This window comes from Vibrio phycocola (assembly GCF_053850235.1).
In genome coordinates, this window is record NZ_JBSQDJ010000001.1 from 398843 (window position 1) to 416393 (window position 17551).

At 40.1% G+C, this 17551-nt stretch carries 17 protein-coding genes; 10 read left to right on the forward strand and 7 right to left on the reverse strand.

Annotated elements, in window-relative coordinates; all coding sequences use genetic code 11:
• Positions 1 to 182: 182 nt before the first annotated feature.
• From ACWU4D_RS01830 to ACWU4D_RS01860, 7 genes are all read left to right on the forward strand, one after another.
• Positions 183 to 1271 carry an ABC transporter ATP-binding protein gene (locus ACWU4D_RS01830; RefSeq protein WP_456049666.1) on the forward strand — a complete coding sequence of 363 codons (1089 nt, stop codon included), beginning with the start codon at positions 183 to 185 and terminating at the stop codon, positions 1269 to 1271.
• A gap of 23 nt (positions 1272 to 1294) precedes the next feature.
• A complete protein-coding gene (locus tag ACWU4D_RS01835; RefSeq protein ID WP_456049667.1) occupies positions 1295 to 2251 on the forward strand; it encodes an ABC transporter permease in 957 nt (318 codons plus the stop codon).
• 9 nt (positions 2252 to 2260) lie between these two features.
• Positions 2261 to 3151: a carbohydrate ABC transporter permease gene (locus ACWU4D_RS01840; protein WP_456049668.1), complete on the forward strand. Its 891-nt coding sequence runs from the start codon at positions 2261 to 2263 to the stop codon at positions 3149 to 3151.
• Positions 3152 to 3223: 72 nt separating this feature from the next.
• Complete coding sequence (locus ACWU4D_RS01845; protein WP_456049669.1) at positions 3224 to 4783, forward strand: extracellular solute-binding protein; 1560 nt, start codon at positions 3224 to 3226, stop codon at positions 4781 to 4783.
• A 159-nt stretch (positions 4784 to 4942) separates the two neighbouring features.
• Entirely contained in the window at positions 4943 to 5590 is a 648-nt protein-coding gene (locus ACWU4D_RS01850; RefSeq protein ID WP_456049670.1) for a peptidoglycan DD-metalloendopeptidase family protein, read from the forward strand.
• Positions 5591 to 5684: 94 nt separating this feature from the next.
• Complete coding sequence (locus ACWU4D_RS01855; RefSeq protein WP_456049671.1) at positions 5685 to 6152, forward strand: Lrp/AsnC family transcriptional regulator; 468 nt, start codon at positions 5685 to 5687, stop codon at positions 6150 to 6152.
• 183 nt (positions 6153 to 6335) lie between these two features.
• Entirely contained in the window at positions 6336 to 7790 is a 1455-nt protein-coding gene (locus ACWU4D_RS01860) for a pyridoxal-phosphate dependent enzyme (protein WP_456049672.1), read from the forward strand.
• Positions 7791 to 7888: 98 nt separating this feature from the next.
• Here the strand turns inward: ACWU4D_RS01860 and ACWU4D_RS01865 are convergent, their stop codons facing one another.
• The gene (locus ACWU4D_RS01865; RefSeq protein WP_456049673.1) at positions 7889 to 9082 is read right to left on the reverse strand and encodes a class I SAM-dependent methyltransferase; all 1194 of its coding nucleotides are present in this window, start codon (positions 9080 to 9082) and stop codon (positions 7889 to 7891) included.
• A 182-nt stretch (positions 9083 to 9264) separates the two neighbouring features.
• On the opposite strand from ACWU4D_RS01865, the gene yccX reads away from it, so the two are divergent.
• Positions 9265 to 9537, forward strand: coding sequence for an acylphosphatase (gene yccX, locus ACWU4D_RS01870; protein ID WP_456049674.1), 273 nt, complete (start codon positions 9265 to 9267; stop codon positions 9535 to 9537).
• A gap of 4 nt (positions 9538 to 9541) precedes the next feature.
• Here yccX and ACWU4D_RS01875 read toward each other — a convergent pair whose 3' ends face one another.
• The 6 genes from ACWU4D_RS01875 to ACWU4D_RS01900 all read right to left on the reverse strand — a co-directional run bounded on the left by ACWU4D_RS01875 (position 9542) and on the right by ACWU4D_RS01900 (position 15108).
• Complete coding sequence (locus tag ACWU4D_RS01875) at positions 9542 to 9871, reverse strand: TusE/DsrC/DsvC family sulfur relay protein (RefSeq protein ID WP_456049675.1); 330 nt, start codon at positions 9869 to 9871, stop codon at positions 9542 to 9544.
• 128 nt (positions 9872 to 9999) lie between these two features.
• On the reverse strand, positions 10000 to 10662 hold the full coding sequence (locus ACWU4D_RS01880) for a Bax inhibitor-1/YccA family protein (protein WP_456049676.1): 663 nt from the start codon (positions 10660 to 10662) through the stop codon (positions 10000 to 10002).
• A 222-nt stretch (positions 10663 to 10884) separates the two neighbouring features.
• On the reverse strand, positions 10885 to 11640 hold the full coding sequence (locus tag ACWU4D_RS01885; protein WP_456049677.1) for an amino acid ABC transporter ATP-binding protein: 756 nt from the start codon (positions 11638 to 11640) through the stop codon (positions 10885 to 10887).
• 21 nt (positions 11641 to 11661) lie between these two features.
• The gene (locus tag ACWU4D_RS01890) at positions 11662 to 12768 is read right to left on the reverse strand and encodes an amino acid ABC transporter permease (protein WP_456049678.1); all 1107 of its coding nucleotides are present in this window, start codon (positions 12766 to 12768) and stop codon (positions 11662 to 11664) included.
• Position 12769: 1 nt separating this feature from the next.
• Positions 12770 to 13978, reverse strand: coding sequence for an amino acid ABC transporter permease (locus ACWU4D_RS01895; RefSeq protein ID WP_456049679.1), 1209 nt, complete (start codon positions 13976 to 13978; stop codon positions 12770 to 12772).
• Positions 13979 to 14079: 101 nt separating this feature from the next.
• Positions 14080 to 15108, reverse strand: coding sequence for an amino acid ABC transporter substrate-binding protein (locus ACWU4D_RS01900; RefSeq protein WP_456049680.1), 1029 nt, complete (start codon positions 15106 to 15108; stop codon positions 14080 to 14082).
• Between the two features lie 433 nt (positions 15109 to 15541).
• On the opposite strand from ACWU4D_RS01900, the gene ACWU4D_RS01905 reads away from it, so the two are divergent.
• The gene (locus ACWU4D_RS01905) at positions 15542 to 16483 is read left to right on the forward strand and encodes an NAD(P)-dependent oxidoreductase (protein WP_456049681.1); all 942 of its coding nucleotides are present in this window, start codon (positions 15542 to 15544) and stop codon (positions 16481 to 16483) included.
• A gap of 121 nt (positions 16484 to 16604) precedes the next feature.
• Positions 16605 to 17501: a putative PEP-binding protein gene (locus ACWU4D_RS01910; RefSeq protein WP_456049682.1), complete on the forward strand. Its 897-nt coding sequence runs from the start codon at positions 16605 to 16607 to the stop codon at positions 17499 to 17501.
• The last annotated feature ends 50 nt before the right edge of the window (positions 17502 to 17551 follow it).

The window sequence follows — 17551 nt, forward strand, 5'->3', positions numbered from 1 at the left end:
AAATTGTACAGAACAATGCGTGACTTCAAATTAGCTATCTAATCACATTTACAGTAGTGCTCTCTCTATAGTAAAACGAACTTTATATTGTACTACAATATTATTTCCATACAGGAGTATTGTCGTACAAAAGTACTTATAAGTGGAAGTTCAATTCCCTCTTTGAGACCTATGGAGTAATCATGTCTACTGTTAAACTAAAAAATCTTGTAAAGCGTTACGGCGACGTAACTGTTGTTCAAGGAATTGACCTAGAAGTTCAATCTGAAGAATTCGTTGTATTGGTTGGGCCTTCTGGTTGTGGTAAATCTACCACGTTAAGAATGCTTGCTGGATTGGAAGAGATTAGTGATGGCCAAGTAACTATCGCTGACCGCGTTGTTAACGATGTAGCACCAAAAGATCGTGACGTTGCAATGGTTTTCCAGAACTATGCGCTTTATCCGCATTTAACGGTTGCTGACAACATTGCATTTGGTCTGCGTATTCGTAAAGTGCCAAAACCTGAGATTGAAAAAGCAGTAGCGGATGTAGCTGAAATTCTTGAGCTAACACCTTTATTAGATCGTCGTCCTGCAGACCTATCTGGTGGACAACGTCAGCGTGTTGCAATGGGACGTGCGATTGTTCGTCACCCTAAGGTCTTCCTATTCGATGAGCCGTTATCCAACCTTGATGCTAAGTTACGTACACAAATGCGTGCTGAAATTAAAACTCTTCACAAACGTCTTGGTGTTACGAGTGTTTATGTAACGCACGATCAGGTTGAGGCAATGACGCTCGCTGACCGTATTGTTGTAATGAGTGCTGGTAAGATCGAACAGGTAGGTACACCGATGGACCTGTTTAATAATCCAGCGAATACTTTCGTTGCTACCTTTATTGGTTCACCACCAATGAACATGATCGAAGCTACTGCCGAAGTAACTAGCGAAGGCTCATTTGCATTGTTTGATGGACAACGTTGTCGTATTCCCGCATATGAAGAGTTAAACAATGGTGACGAAATCATTGTTGGTATTCGTCCTGAATATATCGACATCGAGCCTTCTGAAACTGCAAGCGAAATCAACATCAAGATAGATTTAGTTGAAACATTGGGCTCAGAAGCATTACTTCATGCAAAAATTCAAGATAAACCGTTCGTAATCAAAGTGGACACCCACGGCGAGCTAACTCACTTAGATAATCTGAATAAGCTCTATTTCCGTCAAAATGTAATGGCTGTTTTCGATAAGAAAACGACCAAAGCTATGACTCGTTCAAAATAACGCTTATTAGTTAGGGAAATATTATGCAAGATATTGATAATTCACTAAAGCAAGAGTCTGAGTTAGCCAGGAAATTAAAATGGGCGAAAATGCATTTTAAGAAAGAATGGCAGCTTTACGTAATGCTTTTACCGACGGTGCTTTGGTTCGTAATCTTTTTATACAAACCGATGTACGGCTTACAAATTGCCTTTAAAGACTACAGTGTGTTTAGAGGTATTACTGGAAGTCCTTGGGTTGGATTCGAACACTTTTATACACTCTTTGAAAATGATCAATTTATCCGAGCGATAAAAAACACGGTCATGATTAGTGGCGCAAGCTTAATTTTTGGATTCCCGATGCCGATTCTTTTGGCTTTAGGTTTTAACGAAATTATTAATGCCAAATTTAAAAGAGCCGCACAAACCATCGTTTACTTGCCGCACTTTATTTCAGCAGTAATCATCGCGGGTATTGTTATTACCGCATTTGCACCATCAACGGGTGTGATTAACCTGATATTGAATGCATTCGGTTACGACTCTGTTTACTTCTTAACCAAACCAGAATGGTTCCGCACAATATTCGTCGGTACTGGTATTTGGCAGGAGGCAGGTTTTGGTTCCATCGTGTTCTTGGCGGCTATTGCTGGCGTTAACCCATCGCTCTATGAATCAGCTGTAGTTGATGGTGCGACTCGTTTCCAAATGATGTACAAAATCACTCTACCTTGTATATTGCCGACCATTTTAATCATGTTGATTATTCGTATCGGTAACATCCTAGAAGTTGGTTTTGAAATGATCATTATGCTTTACCAACCTGCAACGTACGAAACTGCTGACGTTATTAGTACCTTTATTTATCGTCAGGGTTTACAAGCAGCTCAATATGATTTAGCCGCTGCTGCTGGATTATTTAATGCTGTGATTGCGTTCTTCTTAGTTGTTGCTGCAAATACAATTAGTAAACGTGTATCTAAAACGTCTCTTTGGTAAGGAAATATTATGAGCGTAATAACAAATATGAATTTATATTCAAAGAGCGATAAAGCATTTGTTTATTTGAATATGTTCTTAATCGGTATGTTTACTATTAGTACTCTATACCCATTTATATATGTTGCTTCATTGTCATTTAGTTTAGGTGATGCGGTAACGTCTGGGCAGGTCTTATTAACTCCGGTAGATTTCACATTAGCGGCTTACGAAAAAGTATTATTTGACCCTGCATTTTGGCAGTCATATATGAATACTTTTATCTATACAATTGGCGGTACAATTACCAGTCTTTGTATTATTATTCCAGGCGCCTATGCACTTTCAAGACCGCAATTATTCGGTCGAAAATACTGGAATATGTTGATTGCATTTACCATGTGGTTCCATGCAGGTATGATTCCTTTCTTCTTAAATATTAGGGACTTAGGTCTGCTAGATAGCTACTTCGGTATTATCATTGCGTTCGCATGTAATGCGTTCAACATTATCTTGTTGAGAAACTTTTTTGAAGCGGTTCCATCGTCATTTGAAGAAGCGGCTCGTATGGATGGTGCAAATGATTTTCAAGTACTGTGGAAAGTATTTATTCCACTTGCGAAGCCTGCACTTGCAACCATTACTTTATTCTGTATTGTTGCTCGATGGAATGGATTCTTCTGGGCAATGATCTTATTACGAGATGAAAGTAAGGTTCCTCTTCAAGTATATTTACGCCAGATAATTACACAATTATCTGATGATGATACATTTGCAAGTACATTGCTTACTGCCGACTATTCATTTGAAACGGTGAGCTCAGCAATAATGGTATGTTCTATTATTCCAGTATTATTAGTTTACCCTTGGATCCAAAAATACTTTAATAAAGGTATTATGTTGGGCGGTGTGAAAGAATAACACCAACTTAAGTGTTAGAAGTTAGTTATAACAAACAATGAAACAATAAATATATTATAAAAGGTAGAATTTATGAAAAAAGTTAATACCCTACTTACCACAATGGCGATTGGCTCTGCTGCTCTAGCTATGCCTGTTATTGCGGCTTCACCAGACGGCGCATACAGCGTAACTGATAAGCCGCTAACGCTAGATATTCACTTTCACACCAAAAAGTATGTATATAACAACGATTGGCCGGTAGAGAAAGAAGCTGCACGTCTAACAGGTGTTTCTCTGAACAACGTTGCTTCAATGGCAACAACGAAAAGTGAAGAAGCGTTTAACTTGCTTATCGCTTCTGGTGACTTACCAGATATCGTTGGTGGTTCAGCGATTCGTGATAACGTAAACCGCTATGGCCCTGAAGGTGCTTTCATTCCGATGAATGACCTTATTGACAAGCATGCTCCAAACATTAAAGCGTTCTTTGAGAAAAACCCTGATATCAGAAGTTCGATTTTGGCGGCAGATGGAAATATTTACTACATTCCATATCTTCCAGATGGTAAATACGGTCGTTCTTACTTCATTCGTTATGACTGGCTGAACAAGCTAGGACTTGAAGTTCCTAACACCATCGATGAACTGCATGATGTACTAGTTGCTTTCCGTGACCAAGATCCAAACGGCAACGGCAAGAAAGACGAAGTGCCACTGTTTATGCGTAACTGGGAAGAGTTAATTCGTATGGTCACCCTATGGGGCGGTCGTATGTCTGGTTCTGATATGTTCCATGATTTTTACGTAGATAATGGTGCTCTTAAGCATGGTTATGTTGGTGAAGGCTACCGTGATGGTATTCGTGAGCTAGCAAAATGGTACAAAGAAGGTTTGATTGATGCTGAAGTATTTACTCGTGGTAGCCGTTCACGTGAATACCTATTGTCAAATAACCTAGGTGGTATGACTCACGATTGGTTTGCATCAACAGCGGGTTACAACGATTCATTAGCTGATAAAGTACCAGGGTTTAGCTTCAAAGGAATGCTTCCACCAATCGGTACTACTGGTAAGCGTATCGAAGAACACCAGCGTGCTAAAGTGAAAGTTGAAGGTTGGGCAATGTCGTTTACGAACGAGCACCCAGTTGAAACTATGAAGTATTTAGATTTCTACTTCACTGAAGAAGGTCGTCGTTTGGCTAACTTCGGTATCGAAGGCGTAAACTACGACATGGTTGATGGTAAAGCAATCTTCAAGAAAGAAATGTTAGAAGATTCTAAGCCACTTAACGCTCAACTGTGGGAAATTGGTTCTCAGATCCCACGTGGTTTCAAGCAGGATTATGGTTACGAGCTACAGTGGTCTAACAAAGTTGCTCTAGAAGGTATCGCGCTTTACGATACCGTTCCAGACCTATTAACTGAACCGTTCCTAGGTGTGTCACTTAACGAAGAAGAGAAAGCGACATTCGATAAGAACTGGGCAACAATCCGTGACTATATGCTTGAAAAACAACAAGCTTGGGTACTCGGAACTGGCGATATCGATGAAGAGTGGGATAGCTACTTAGCTCAAATCGAACGTATGGGTTACGCAGACGTAATTAAAGTAATGAACTCTGCATATACACGTGCATACGGCAAGTAAGATCTAGTTAACTTAGTTAATTAGTAATACAACGGAGAAAGGCGATGGTTGATACCATCGTCTTTTTTCGTTTATAGGGTGTGAAAAATATGTTCTTAAGCAATTTAGCAGGATAATATGAAAATAATAAGTAACTAGTGCGTATTAAATGGACTAAATGTGGCTAAATATTTCCCTATTTTTGGACTTGCTTATCCTCAAGAAGAGTGGATAACTGTCGATCTGTCAGAGACAAATTCATATCTAGATTATGCTCTTACGGCTGAACCTGAATATCTTGCTCAATTCATTGATAGACAACTCTCGGTCGAGCACCCAGTAGCTTACGGAGGCTACCAAGAAAAAAGAGCAACCTATAGAAATGCAGCACATTTTTCTGATAAGCCCGAAGAGCAGGTTCGTTGTATTCATCTTGGTATCGACTTATGGGTTGAAGCTGGGGCTTCAATTTACGCACCATTGATGGGTGAAGTACATAGCTTTAGTTTTAATGATCTACCGTTTGATTATGGTCCAACAATCATACTTAAACATGGTTCGGGAGAAGAGGTATTTTATACGCTGTATGGTCATTTGAGCTTAGATTCATTAGAGGGAATTGAAGTAGGGCAGATCATAAATAAAGGTCAAGGCTTTGCTACAGTAGGAAGCTCTGACGTGAATGGTGGTTGGCCTCCACACCTCCACCTTCAAGTTATGAAGAACATGTTTGGTTGGGAGGGAGATTTTCCAGGGGCGACAAGCGAAAAAGAAAGAGAGAAGTATTTAAACAACTCCCCAGATCCCTCGTTTCTGCTCAATCTTTAAAACAGCTCGATTTTCGAGAGCGAATTCACTGCATGTTTGTTAAGTTTCATTTAATAAAATAAATTGATAAAACACACTAATTATTGGAATAAGAATGGATACATTGGATCTAAACATATTGGCGTTGTATCGACATGACACTAAAATTAGTGCAGAAAAAATAGGTTCAATGGTTGGATTGTCGATCTCTGCTGTTCAACGCCGAATTAAACACCTTAAGAACTCTGGGATCATACAAAGGGAGCTTGCACTACTTGATAGTGACAAGTTGTCGTTTCAGATGCAGTTTATCATCAATGTTGATCTAATCAATGAACGGGTCGATGACATACAACTTTTTGAAAATAAAATGAAATCCAATCCGAATGTAATGCAGAGCTATTACGTGACGGGACAAGCCGACTTTTGCATCGTGATTGCAGTAAAAAATGTTACTGAATTTGATTTATTCACGCAGACAATATTGATGTCAGATGAAAATGTTCGTAATTTCACATCCTCATTAGTAATTCGAAAAACTAAATTCGATCCTTCTTCCTACGTCGATCTTTTGCTTGATTAGACCAATTTTGCCGCTCTTTGCTTTAATTAGTCATTTTTACAGTGCAACGCGCTTAATAGCTGCAATTTTTGTTGAATATATAGAGCACTTCGTTGTCGATGTCGCTTAGCATAATGACTCTAAGTTGAGGTTATACAAGACTTATAATTCATTAATAATACGACAAAAATAGGATATAGACTTATGTCAACAGTGATGACTATATTAACTCCCGACACCGATCATTCTGGCTGCCTTCGACAAATAGCGGACCCCGTTACGTTGTTTGACAGCAATTTTTTACAACTCACTGCCGACTTGCATGCGTCGTTAACTGAGGTGCGTCAACGTCTTGGTTTTGGTCGAGCAATGGCAGCGCCACAAGTGGGAGTGTCGTTAAGAATTGTGGTGATAAATCTTGGTGCAGACCCGATTACATTAGTAAACCCGGAAATTATTTGGCGCAGTGAAGAACATCAAGAAGTTTGGGATGATTGTCTGAGCACTCCAGAGACTCGAGTCAAAGTTAGGCGTCACAGCAGCATCAGTATCACGTTTCAAAACGAAGTGGGAGAAATCCAATGCTGGCACCATTTACCTGCTGACATTTCTGAGCTTCTTCAACATGAGTTAGAGCACCTAGATGGCATATTGATGGTCGATTATGCTAATGAAAACAATACCGTTTCGGCCCACGAATCACATTTATTTTCTCAAAATTTAACATCACATCGACTTAGCCTCAACAATATAAAACAATCACAAGGACGAATTGATCCCCTATTTTTAAATGGATCATTAAGAGAATCTAAAGTGTTGGGGAATATGTTTGGAACTAAGTTGTATTTGAAGGATGAAACAGACAACCCATTACGTTGTTTTAAAGGTCGAGGTGCTGAAAACTATTTGTCGGTTCTTGAGCAAAAGAATGAAGTGACACCGTTAGTGTGTGCGAGTGCGGGCAATTGGGGAATGGCGTTAGCTTGGAGTTGTCGTGAACGTTCTTATCCATTAACCGTTTTCGTCGCAACCAATGCCAGTCAAGTGAAAGTCGAAAAAATTAAGGAACTTGGAGCAAATGTGATCGTATTTGGTGACGATTTTGATAGTGCCAAAAGTAGAGCTAAAGCGTATAGCCAAGAAAGAGGGTATCAATTTGTCGAGGATGGTCAGATTGGCGCTGTATCTGAGGGAGCAGGCTCTGTTGGTGTAGAGCTAACGTCGAGCGGCATATTCTTTGACGCGATATATATTCCGGTCGGCAACGGAGCCTTGATCACTGGAGTGGCACGTTGGATTAAAGCGTCGTCTCCGGGAACTAAAATTGTGGGGATAGTGCCGAAAGGAGCTGACTCGATGTATTGCAGTTGGAAGAGTTCATCACCAGTCAATCGTGAGAAAGTGAATACTATCGCTGACGGCCTCGCAATTCGTGTGCCTGTTCCTGAATCTGTTGAAGATATGATTGGACTTGTTGATGATATCATCCTCGTCGACGAAGAACAGATCGAATCAGCAGTTAAATTGGCTGAATTTGAAGAAAGAATGTTGCTTGAGCCATCAGGTGCAGCAGGAATTGCTGGAGTTATGGCTGCACATCAACAAGGGAAATTAGAGGATAGGATTGCCGTTATTATAACGGGAGCGAATCGAGCTTGAGGCTTTAATCTAAAGCCGAAAAAGAGTAATAACAAAGCTCACGCCTGAGCTTTGTTATTTTAACTTATGATTAAGCGAGAATATCTTAGTATACTCAATCAGAGCACTTTACAGGCAAACCCTTTCAGATAGAAACCTTCAGGGTAAGCGGAGTCAGTTGGGTGGTCTGCTGCTTGTTCAAAACGCTCCACAAATTTCACTTCGCGCTTAGCATCGAGAGCTGCATCTGCGATGATTTTTTGGAACAAACCATGGTCCATAAGGCCAGAACATGAATAAGTGAGTAGGGTGCCACCTGGTTTTAAGATTTGCATCGCCAACATGTTGATGTCTTTGTAACCACGGCATGCACCATTTAGCTGAGCTTTGGATTCAGCAAATTTTGGCGGATCCATAATAACGACATCAAACTGAGTACCTTGGTCACGATATTCACGCAGCAGTTTAAAAACGTCGGCATTAAGAAATACCGCGCGTTTCTTCGATATGTCGAAGTCGTTAAGAATTGCATTTTGCTTGGCATTATCCAGTGCGGGTTGTGAGACATCTGCATTTATAACGCGTTTGGCTCCACCTTTTAGAGCGTACAAACCAAAACCACCCGTGTATGAGAAGCAGTTTAAGACTTCTTTGTCCTTAACGTATTTTAGTGACTGCTGACGGCTATCTCTTTGGTCTAAATAAAAGCCTGTTTTGTGGCCATTAACAATATCTACGCCAATTTTTACGCCATTTTCTTCAATAACAACGATCTCTGGTGGCTCTTGACCATGCAATACGCCTACAGAAGGTTTTAATCCTTCTTTTTTACGAACGGCCACATCAGAACGCTCGTAAATTGAACAGGTAGGGAAGCATTGTTTTAAAGCTTCAACTAGCTTATCTTTCTGATGCTCGGCTGGGGCACTTAATATTTGGCATACAAGAAAATCTCCGTAACGATCGATGGTTATACCCGGTAAACCATCATTTTCAGCAGCAATCAGGCGATAGCCTGTTAAGCCATCCCGTTCAATGATATCGTCTCGTAACAATTGAGCTCGTTTGATCTTTCCAACAAAGAATGAAGTATCTATCTCTTGTTTGATAAAGCTCCATACTCGTGCGCGGATTTGAGATTCTGGAGAATATCCAGCCTTTGCCAACCACTGTCCTGAATGAGTATAAACATCGACAGTTTGTCCGAGAGTAACATCGCCTTCGATTCTCTCTATGCCTCGTGAAAAAATCCAAGGGTGTCGACGTTGTAGAGATTTTTCTCTTCCTTTTGCTAAGTAGATAGCGGCTGTCATGGTAAATGCTCAATCTGAATAAGGGGCTGTATTGTTATAGAAGTATTGGTAAAAATCAAACTTGATTACGATGAATATGCGTCATAAATTCGTAATTGAATATTGAGATGCTAATCAAATTCAAAATCCCTAAAAAAGCCGATAATAAATGTGTTTAATTTGAAACAGAGAAGGTGAAACTAATGAATAATTACGAGAAATTTACCGTGTCTGGAATGGTTCAAGGTGTTGGCTTTCGTTATTTTACTTCTCATCAAGGGTTGAAGTTAGGTTTGACTGGGTACGCTAAAAATTTATACAACGGGGATGTGGAAGTTGTAGCTTGTGGAGATGAAGAAAAGCGTGAAGCACTGTTTCAATGGTTGCATCAAGGCTCACCTGCAGCGCAAGTCGCTCGTGTAAAGCGAGCAACATATCAAAGTGACAAAATCTATCGTGGGTTTGCAATCATCTGATGCATTAGAGACATTTAGCTGGCTTGGGCAATCCAGCCAGTTTGGTGGCTTGCTTAGCAGGGCCTTTACGAAACAACTTAAACAGGTATTTGCTGTTTCCTTTTTCAGGACCGTACTCTTTCTCCATCGCTTTTACTAGCATCCGAATGGCTGGAGAGGTGTTAAATTCTTCGTAAAAGCGACGTACAAACCATATCACTTCAAGATGATCAGAGGTTAATTCTATTCCTTCATCAACCGCTAGCAGTTCTATCATTCCCTCATCCCACAGGGTGTAGTCAAGTAAGTAACCTTGATTATCTGTTTCGATTAAATTTCCGTTGTAGTTGAGCATGATGACCTCGGTATTCAGACTTGCAGCGTGGTTTTCGAAAAGGGAGGGGATTATAATATGAGTTCAGGAAATAAAAAAGCTCGGACAGAGTGTCCGAGCTTTGTTTAATCAAGATGTTCAACGAGAGATTAGTCGTCGTTCATAACACCAAGTATGCTTAGTAAGCTAATGAACAAGTTATAGATTGATACATATAAACTTACTGTTGCAGAGATGTAGTTAGTTTCACCGCCGCGAACAATGTTTTGCGTAGTAAGCAAAATAACACCAGTAGAAAACAGCACAAACATGCCGCTCATTGCTAAGTGTAGCATTGGCATTTGAATGAAGAATGAAGCGATCATTCCAACGACAATGACAACGAAGCCAGCCATTAACATACCATTTAGAAATGATAAATCACGCTTAGTGGTTAGAGCATATGCTGATGCTGCAAAGAATGTAAGTGCAGTACCACCTAATGCGGTAGTAACAACTTCACCCATACCAGCACCAATATACATATTGAGTATTGGACCTAAGGTATAACCCATGAAGCCAGTGAGTGCGAAAGTAAACACTAAGCCAAGGCTGTTATTGCGATTTTTTTCAATCATGAATAGTAGGCCATAGAAAGCAACTAACATGATAATCATACCAGGGTGAGGAAGGTTGTAGGCCATCGCTACCCCAGCAATAACTGCAGACCATAACAATGTCATAGAAAGCAGGGCATAAGTATTTCGTAATACCTTATTCGTTTGCAGAACACTGTCTTGAGTTGACGTGCGAGAATACATTGGACTGTTCATACTCTTCCTCGAATGGTTATTGTATGTATTTATATAGACCTTTATGGGGTAAAAAGTTCATCTATTCAACCCCTAATCATTTTTTCTTTCATTTATAATAAATAAAAACAAAAAATAATGTTGAGTAAAGTTGTAACACAATTTTACGTTTCTACAGGTTCAAATAAAAAGGGCGCTCTTTGCGCCCTCATATCATAATTAACACTGTCGTTTAAATAAAAACTAGTGGCTTAAAATCTGAGACAAGAAGTTTTGCGTTCGATCAGATTGTGGGTTTTCAAAGAATTCAACAGGGTTGTTCTCTTCGATTATTTCCCCTGCATCCATGAAAATTACTCTGTCAGCGACTTCTTTAGCAAAGCCCATTTCATGAGTTACACATAACATTGTCATCCCTTCGCTCGCTAATTCGACCATAACATCAAGTACTTCACGAACCATTTCAGGATCGAGCGCTGAAGTAGGTTCATCAAATAGCATTACTTGAGGGCTCATACATAATGAACGAGCAATCGCAACACGCTGTTGTTGACCACCTGAAAGTTGACCTGGGTACTTATTGGCTTGATTGGGGATCTTTACGCGTTCCAAATATTTCATCGCGATTTCTTCCGCTTCAGCTTTAGGCATTTTCTTAACCCAAATAGGCGCTAGAGTGCAGTTTTCCAAAACTGTTAAATGTGGGAAGAGATTAAAGTGTTGAAAACACATTCCTACTTCGCGGCGAACGGCTTCGATGTTTTTGAGATCTTCAGTAAGCTCGGTACCGTTGACGACGATCTTACCTTTCTGGTGCTCTTCTAGGCGGTTGATACAGCGAATCATCGTTGATTTACCAGACCCAGAAGGACCACAGATGACGATTTTCTCGCCCTTGGTGACTTTCAGGTTGATATTCTTTAATACATGGAACTCACCGTACCACTTATTCATATCCTTAATACGGATCATGAGTTCTTCTGATTTTTGTTGCGTCATAATACGTTCCTTTAAATTTTATTATCGTTTGTGGCCGGTGTGTAGTTTGTTTTCTAACCACATCGAGTATCTCGACATGCTAAAACAAAATATCCAGAACACTAACGCGACAAAGATGTAACTTTCTGTTGAGAAGCCTAACCATTCTGGGTCAGTGTTGGCGGCTTGACCGATACCCAACACATCGAACATACCGATTATCAATACAAGACTGGTGTCTTTAAATAGACCGATAAAGGTATTCACAATGGAAGGAATCGTAATCTTAAGAGCTTGTGGCAAAATAACCAGTCGTATCTTCTTCCAATAACCGAGTCCTAGAGCATCGGCGGCTTCATATTGTCCACTTGGAATCGCTTGTAGGCCACCACGTATTACTTCAGCCATATAAGCAGCACTGAACAGTACGACCCCAATCAACGCTCGAACCAGTTTATTTGTTTCAGAACCCTCTGATAAGAACAGAGGTAACATAACTGATGCCATAAACAATACTGTGATTAATGGTACACCACGCCAAAGCTCAATATAAACTGTACTCAAACTTCGGATTACCGGCATTTCTGAACGGCGGCCTAATGCGAGCACAATTCCGATAGGTAGCGAGACAACAATACCAACTAGAGCGATAATTAATGTCACTAATAATCCGCCCCATTTATGGGTTTCTACTACTGGCAGTCCAAATAACGATCCTTCTAGCAACTCACCAATAAAAATTGGGTAGACTGTAACAGTGAATAGAAAAATCCAACCGCGTTTTGGGGTTTTGTCATACGCCAGCAAACCCACGAGAATCGCTAGAGATGCGAAAAATAACTGTGGTCGCCAAAGTTCTGCTTCTGGGTAAAAACCATACATAAACTGGTCAAAACGAACGCTAATAAATACCCAACAAGCGCCGTCACTGGTACAGGCATCGCGAGTTGTACCAACCCAATCTGCATTAATAAATGCCCACTCTGCTAAAACCCACAATCCTTCAAAGGCCAATATTCCAATTAGAACCGTCGCGATAGAGTTAATTGGATTATTGAATAGGTTTTTCAGCATCCAACCCATCACACCAGTAGTATTCGACGGTGGTGGTAAATCAGGTTGAAATTGATGTACTTTTTGTACTTTCATATTATCTCTCCACCAAACTAACTTTACGGTTATATAGGTTCATTAGCACTGAAGTTAAGATACTCAATGTTAAATAGACACCCATCGTCATCGACATGATCTCAATGGCTTGTCCGGTTTGGTTTAGTGTTGTACCCGCGAATACCGCAACTAAGTCAGGATACCCAATCGCCATGGCTAATGACGAGTTTTTGGTTAAGTTTAAATACTGACTGGTTAACGGCGGAATAATGATACGTAGTGCTTGAGGAATAATAATTAATTTAAGTGTTCTAGTTCGAGGGAGTCCTAGAGACATTGCCGCCTCAGACTGACCATGACTCACTGCGTTAATACCTGAACGTACAATTTCAGCAATAAATGCCGCGGTATAAATTGAAAGTGCGATAAGCAACGCGCCTAGTTCAGGAAGAATACTAATTCCTCCACGGAAATTAAATCCTTTTAATTCTGGATAATCGGCAGAGATTGGCATTCCAGTAATAAAGTAAACCGCAAGAGGCATAACAATACATAAGCCAATAAAATAGCGATAAACAGGGGTAATTTGCCCAGTTTCCTTTTGTCTTTGGCTCGCCCATCTCGCTACCCAAATCGTGAGTGCAATACCGATAATCAAGGTAGCCAAAATTAGACCACTACCTGATTCAAATATTGGAGCTGGAATGGATAGACCGCGAACATTTAAGAAAATGGCCTCGCCAAGTGACATACTTTGTCTTGGTGATGGCAGTGCTTGTAAAACGGCAAAATACCAGAAGAAAATCTGAAGTAGTAAAGGAATATTACGAAATGTTTCAATGTAAACCGCAGCTAAGCGACTTATTAACCAGTTACTCGAAAGTCGAGCAATACCTAATGAAAATCCGATGATGGTCGCAAAGATGATGCCTAAAACGGACACCAATGCAGTGTTTAATAATCCAACAACAAAAGTGCGCCCATAGGTATCGGTTTCAGTGTAGTCAACCAATGATTGGCTAATGCCGAACCCAGCAGGTTGATCTAGAAAAGCGAAACCCGTTGCGATACCGCGTGATTCTAAGTTAGTCAGGGCATTGTTGACGATCGTAAATATAAAAAGAACCAATGCACATATTGCAATGATTTGAAATGCTATCGATCTAAAAGTGGGGTTGTAAAAAATATTTGTGCTTGTTGACGGCAATGTTTCGTCCGCTTCAGACACTTTATCATTATTGGGTTTCATACAGCGTTAACCTCTAATCCATGTTTAAAAATACATGTTCAAAAATAAAAGGGCGGACAGCGTCCGCCCATTTATCAATATTTCTATTACGGATTTAACTATTAACGAATTGGTGGAGCATATTGGAAGCCACCTGCATTCCATAATGCGTTAACACCACGTGAAATCTGTAGTGGAGAACCAGTACCTACCGTACGCTCAAAAGACTCACCATAGTTACCAACTTGTTTAATTACTTGGTAACCCCAGTCATCGCGAATCCCTAAGCTTCCGCCTTTCGGTCCATCTTGGCCAAGAATGCGAAGAACGTTTGGATCGTTAGACTTAAGCATTTCATCAGCATTCTCAGATGTTATACCGTATTCTTCTGCGTTAATCATCGCAAATAGAGTCCATTTAGCAACGTTAAACCATTTGTCATCATCTTGACGGACAACAGGACCTAGAGGCTCTTTAGAAATGATTTCAGGTAATACTTGTGCAGAGTCTGGAGCAGCAAGGTTTAGACGAAGAGCATAAAGACCCGATTGGTCGGTGGTTAGTACGTCACAACGACCAGAATCAAAACCAGCAGAGGTTTGAGCTGATGTATCAAATACGACTGGCTTATAGCTCATACCTTCTTTGCGGAAGTAATCAGCAAGGTTGAGTTCTGTTGTTGTACCAGATTGGATACATACTGACGCACCATCTAGCTCACTTACACTGTTTACACCCAGATCTTTCTTCACCATGAAGCCTTGGCCGTCATAGTAGTTAACACCAACGAAGTTAAGTCCTAACGCCGTATCACGTTGAAGAGTCCAAGTTGTGTTGCGAGACAGTACGTCGATTTCACCTGATTGTAGAGCAGTGAAGCGTTCTTTAGCCGTTAGAGGAACATATTTAACTTTAGTTTTATCACCGAGAACAGCTGCTGCTACTGCTTGGCAGTATTCAACATCAATACCTTCCCATTCACCTTTTGAGTTAGGGTTTGAGAATCCAGGTAAGCCAGTACTTACGCCACAAGAAACAAATCCTTGAGAGAGTACTTTGTCTAACGTTGAATCTGCAGCTGAAGCGCTTGCTGACATCATAGTAGCTGATGCAGCTACAATTGAAGCGATAAGTGTTAATTTTTTAGCCATTATATCCATCCTGTATGTTCTGTATGTTACCAATTTATTTTTGATACAAAATACCTAACGTAGTGGTCAATTAGTTATTTCGGTAACTTGAGTAGCTCCGCTATTCTAGAATGCTTTCTAAAAGCAGTAATGATTAAGTAGTTCACAGTATTTGTGAAAAAAGTATACTTAATAATTAAACCTTAGGATGGCGAATTGTTATTCGAATGTAAATAGTGCAATTGAGGATCATTTTGGTGCAACAGAATGTATTGTTCATCTGACACTTTATGGTTAGAGTTTAACTTTGATTTAAAGTGTTTTTTTGAAGTTTTCAATTGCCTATCGTGAAAAATTTAGATAATTAATTTGAAATACCCCGTGTACCCCTAGTGTATTGCACTGATATTGGTAGGGTTAAATGTGATCAATGTAACGAGAGAGTTAATATTTAATGCGATACTTTTCGATTTTTATGGATATTTGTGAAAAACCAGTGTTGGTGGTAGGTGGCGGCGAGGTAGCAACCCGGAAAGTCGAAGCTTTGATAAAGGCAAATGCCAAAGTGACAATTGTGTCACCGACTATTTCAGAGACCTTACGCTCATTTATTGAATGTAAAAAATGTGAGTGGATTCACGAAAAATATCACAAAAGTCAGCTGTCAAATGAGCTTGTACAGGTATGGGCGACCACTGATGATACCGATCTTAATCACAGAATTTATCACGATGCTCATGAACGTAACCTTCTAGTCAATGTCGTAGATGATCGACCCTATTGCGATTTTATCACTCCTTCAATGATCAGCCGTGGAAGAATCCAGCTCGCTATATCTAGCGGCGGATCATCACCTGTACTTATTCGTAATGTACGCCAAACATTAGAAGCGGTTTTGCCGAAAAATTTGTCATTGCTTGCCGATTTCGCTGCATCTAAACGTGATGACATTAAAACGCGAGTGACTTCCGTGGAGCTACGTCGTCGCTTTTGGGAACGATTCTTTGCCAGTACATTAGTACAAGAAGCGCCTGATCTTGAGGTTTTAGAAGGTTGCTATCATCAGGCGTTGGAGTCCACTGATATATTAATGTCAGACTGTACTGTTATTTTTTATGGGGATGATGTGGAATTACTGCCGATGAAAGCCACTCGTTATATGCAACAATCGGATCTGGTTTTATATGATAAAAAGTGTACAGGAGAATATATAGATTTAAGCCGACGAGACGCTGAAAAAACTCGGTTTGATAGTTTAGAGCAGTTACAGGAAAATGCGGCACAGGCTCACCTTGAAAACCTTCGAGTTGTCGTCTTTATTGATCAGGCTGATAAGGAACAATATTCTGGTGCAATAAAAACAAACCGCTGTTTTTCTGTTGCTGAAATGAGTTAGAAGAGATTATGTTAGAAAATTAGCGCTAGACCAACTTACTAGGGATGATTCTGCTTGTATTTAGTTAATTGTCTCGGTATTTTGCCTAACAACGCACGATTTATGTAATGTTGGAGTTTTAATGAGTTTTGAACCAATTGAAAATGAAGATAACCAGATGATACTCGGGCATGTCTTGCCTAGTGAGAACACAGTACAACAAGAGTCATCTCATCTTTATATTTCCTTGTCAGAGTTGATAGCTGATACTATCTTTTATCACCCTAGTGTCGCTGGCTTAAGTATTGACCAGTTAACAGACTCCGATGCTCAAGCTTTGAAAGCAGTTATTGGCGAACAAAGAGCGGATGAGTACTTTGTTGAAACACTAGTTTCAACGATAAAGAATGCCATCGCTTCAGAATCTTATCAGACAGTTCGTTTATGTTTGAGCGATGCAGACAGTTATGAATATAAGGCACTGATTGGTGGAAGCCTTGAGGATGATGAAGTCAATCCTGCGATGGGAATTCGTGGGGTTTCCAGGTTATCATCTGACAGCTATAAACTCGCATTCGAACTTGAATGTGAAGTGATTAAAATATTGCGTAACTCTGGCGTGAACATAGAGATTGTTGTGCCTTTTGTGCGCGCGCTAAGCGATGCAGCCACGGTTATAGACCGTCTAGCAGAGAAAGGTCTACCTCGTGGGTTGAATGGCCTTAAAGTCCTATATTCATGTGATGTGCCTTCTTCGGCCCTTTTGGCCGATAAGTTGTTGCAGTACTTCGACGGTATCGTGTTAAACGTAGAGCATTTAACTCAGTTTACATTAGGTGTAGATAAATATAACGAAGAATTAGACTATCTCTATAAGAGTGATAATGATGCGGTAACTTCGTTGATCACTACTGCAATAAAATCTGCACGCAACGCCAAGAAACCCGCATTGGTTGTTGTTAACGCTATTGAAGAACATCCAAAACTAAAGTTCTTGTTAACTGGTAAATCAAAAGCCGACGTAGTGTTTTCTTTTTAGATACTAGAAGTGAATAGCCACAATGATAAAGGAGGGGATTCCCCTCCTTT

Excerpts from the sequence above, each read along its gene's own strand:
- ACWU4D_RS01830 (WP_456049666.1), top strand. The coding sequence starts at position 183 with ATGTCTACTGTTAAACTAAAAAATCTTGTAAAGCGTTACGGCGACGTA.
- ACWU4D_RS01835 (WP_456049667.1), top strand. The coding sequence starts at position 1,295 with ATGCAAGATATTGATAATTCACTAAAGCAAGAGTCTGAGTTAGCCAGG.
- ACWU4D_RS01840 (WP_456049668.1), top strand. The coding sequence starts at position 2,261 with ATGAGCGTAATAACAAATATGAATTTATATTCAAAGAGCGATAAAGCA.
- ACWU4D_RS01845 (WP_456049669.1), top strand. The coding sequence starts at position 3,224 with ATGAAAAAAGTTAATACCCTACTTACCACAATGGCGATTGGCTCTGCT.
- ACWU4D_RS01855 (WP_456049671.1), top strand. The coding sequence starts at position 5,685 with ATGGATACATTGGATCTAAACATATTGGCGTTGTATCGACATGACACT.
- ACWU4D_RS01860 (WP_456049672.1), top strand. The coding sequence starts at position 6,336 with ATGTCAACAGTGATGACTATATTAACTCCCGACACCGATCATTCTGGC.
- ACWU4D_RS01865 (WP_456049673.1), bottom strand. The coding sequence starts at position 9,082 with ATGACAGCCGCTATCTACTTAGCAAAAGGAAGAGAAAAATCTCTACAA.
- yccX (WP_456049674.1), top strand. The coding sequence starts at position 9,265 with ATGAATAATTACGAGAAATTTACCGTGTCTGGAATGGTTCAAGGTGTT.
- ACWU4D_RS01875 (WP_456049675.1), bottom strand. The coding sequence starts at position 9,871 with ATGCTCAACTACAACGGAAATTTAATCGAAACAGATAATCAAGGTTAC.
- ACWU4D_RS01880 (WP_456049676.1), bottom strand. The coding sequence starts at position 10,662 with ATGAACAGTCCAATGTATTCTCGCACGTCAACTCAAGACAGTGTTCTG.
- ACWU4D_RS01885 (WP_456049677.1), bottom strand. The coding sequence starts at position 11,640 with ATGACGCAACAAAAATCAGAAGAACTCATGATCCGTATTAAGGATATG.
- ACWU4D_RS01890 (WP_456049678.1), bottom strand. The coding sequence starts at position 12,768 with ATGAAAGTACAAAAAGTACATCAATTTCAACCTGATTTACCACCACCG.
- ACWU4D_RS01895 (WP_456049679.1), bottom strand. The coding sequence starts at position 13,978 with ATGAAACCCAATAATGATAAAGTGTCTGAAGCGGACGAAACATTGCCG.
- ACWU4D_RS01900 (WP_456049680.1), bottom strand. The coding sequence starts at position 15,108 with ATGGCTAAAAAATTAACACTTATCGCTTCAATTGTAGCTGCATCAGCT.
- ACWU4D_RS01905 (WP_456049681.1), top strand. The coding sequence starts at position 15,542 with ATGCGATACTTTTCGATTTTTATGGATATTTGTGAAAAACCAGTGTTG.
- ACWU4D_RS01910 (WP_456049682.1), top strand. The coding sequence starts at position 16,605 with ATGAGTTTTGAACCAATTGAAAATGAAGATAACCAGATGATACTCGGG.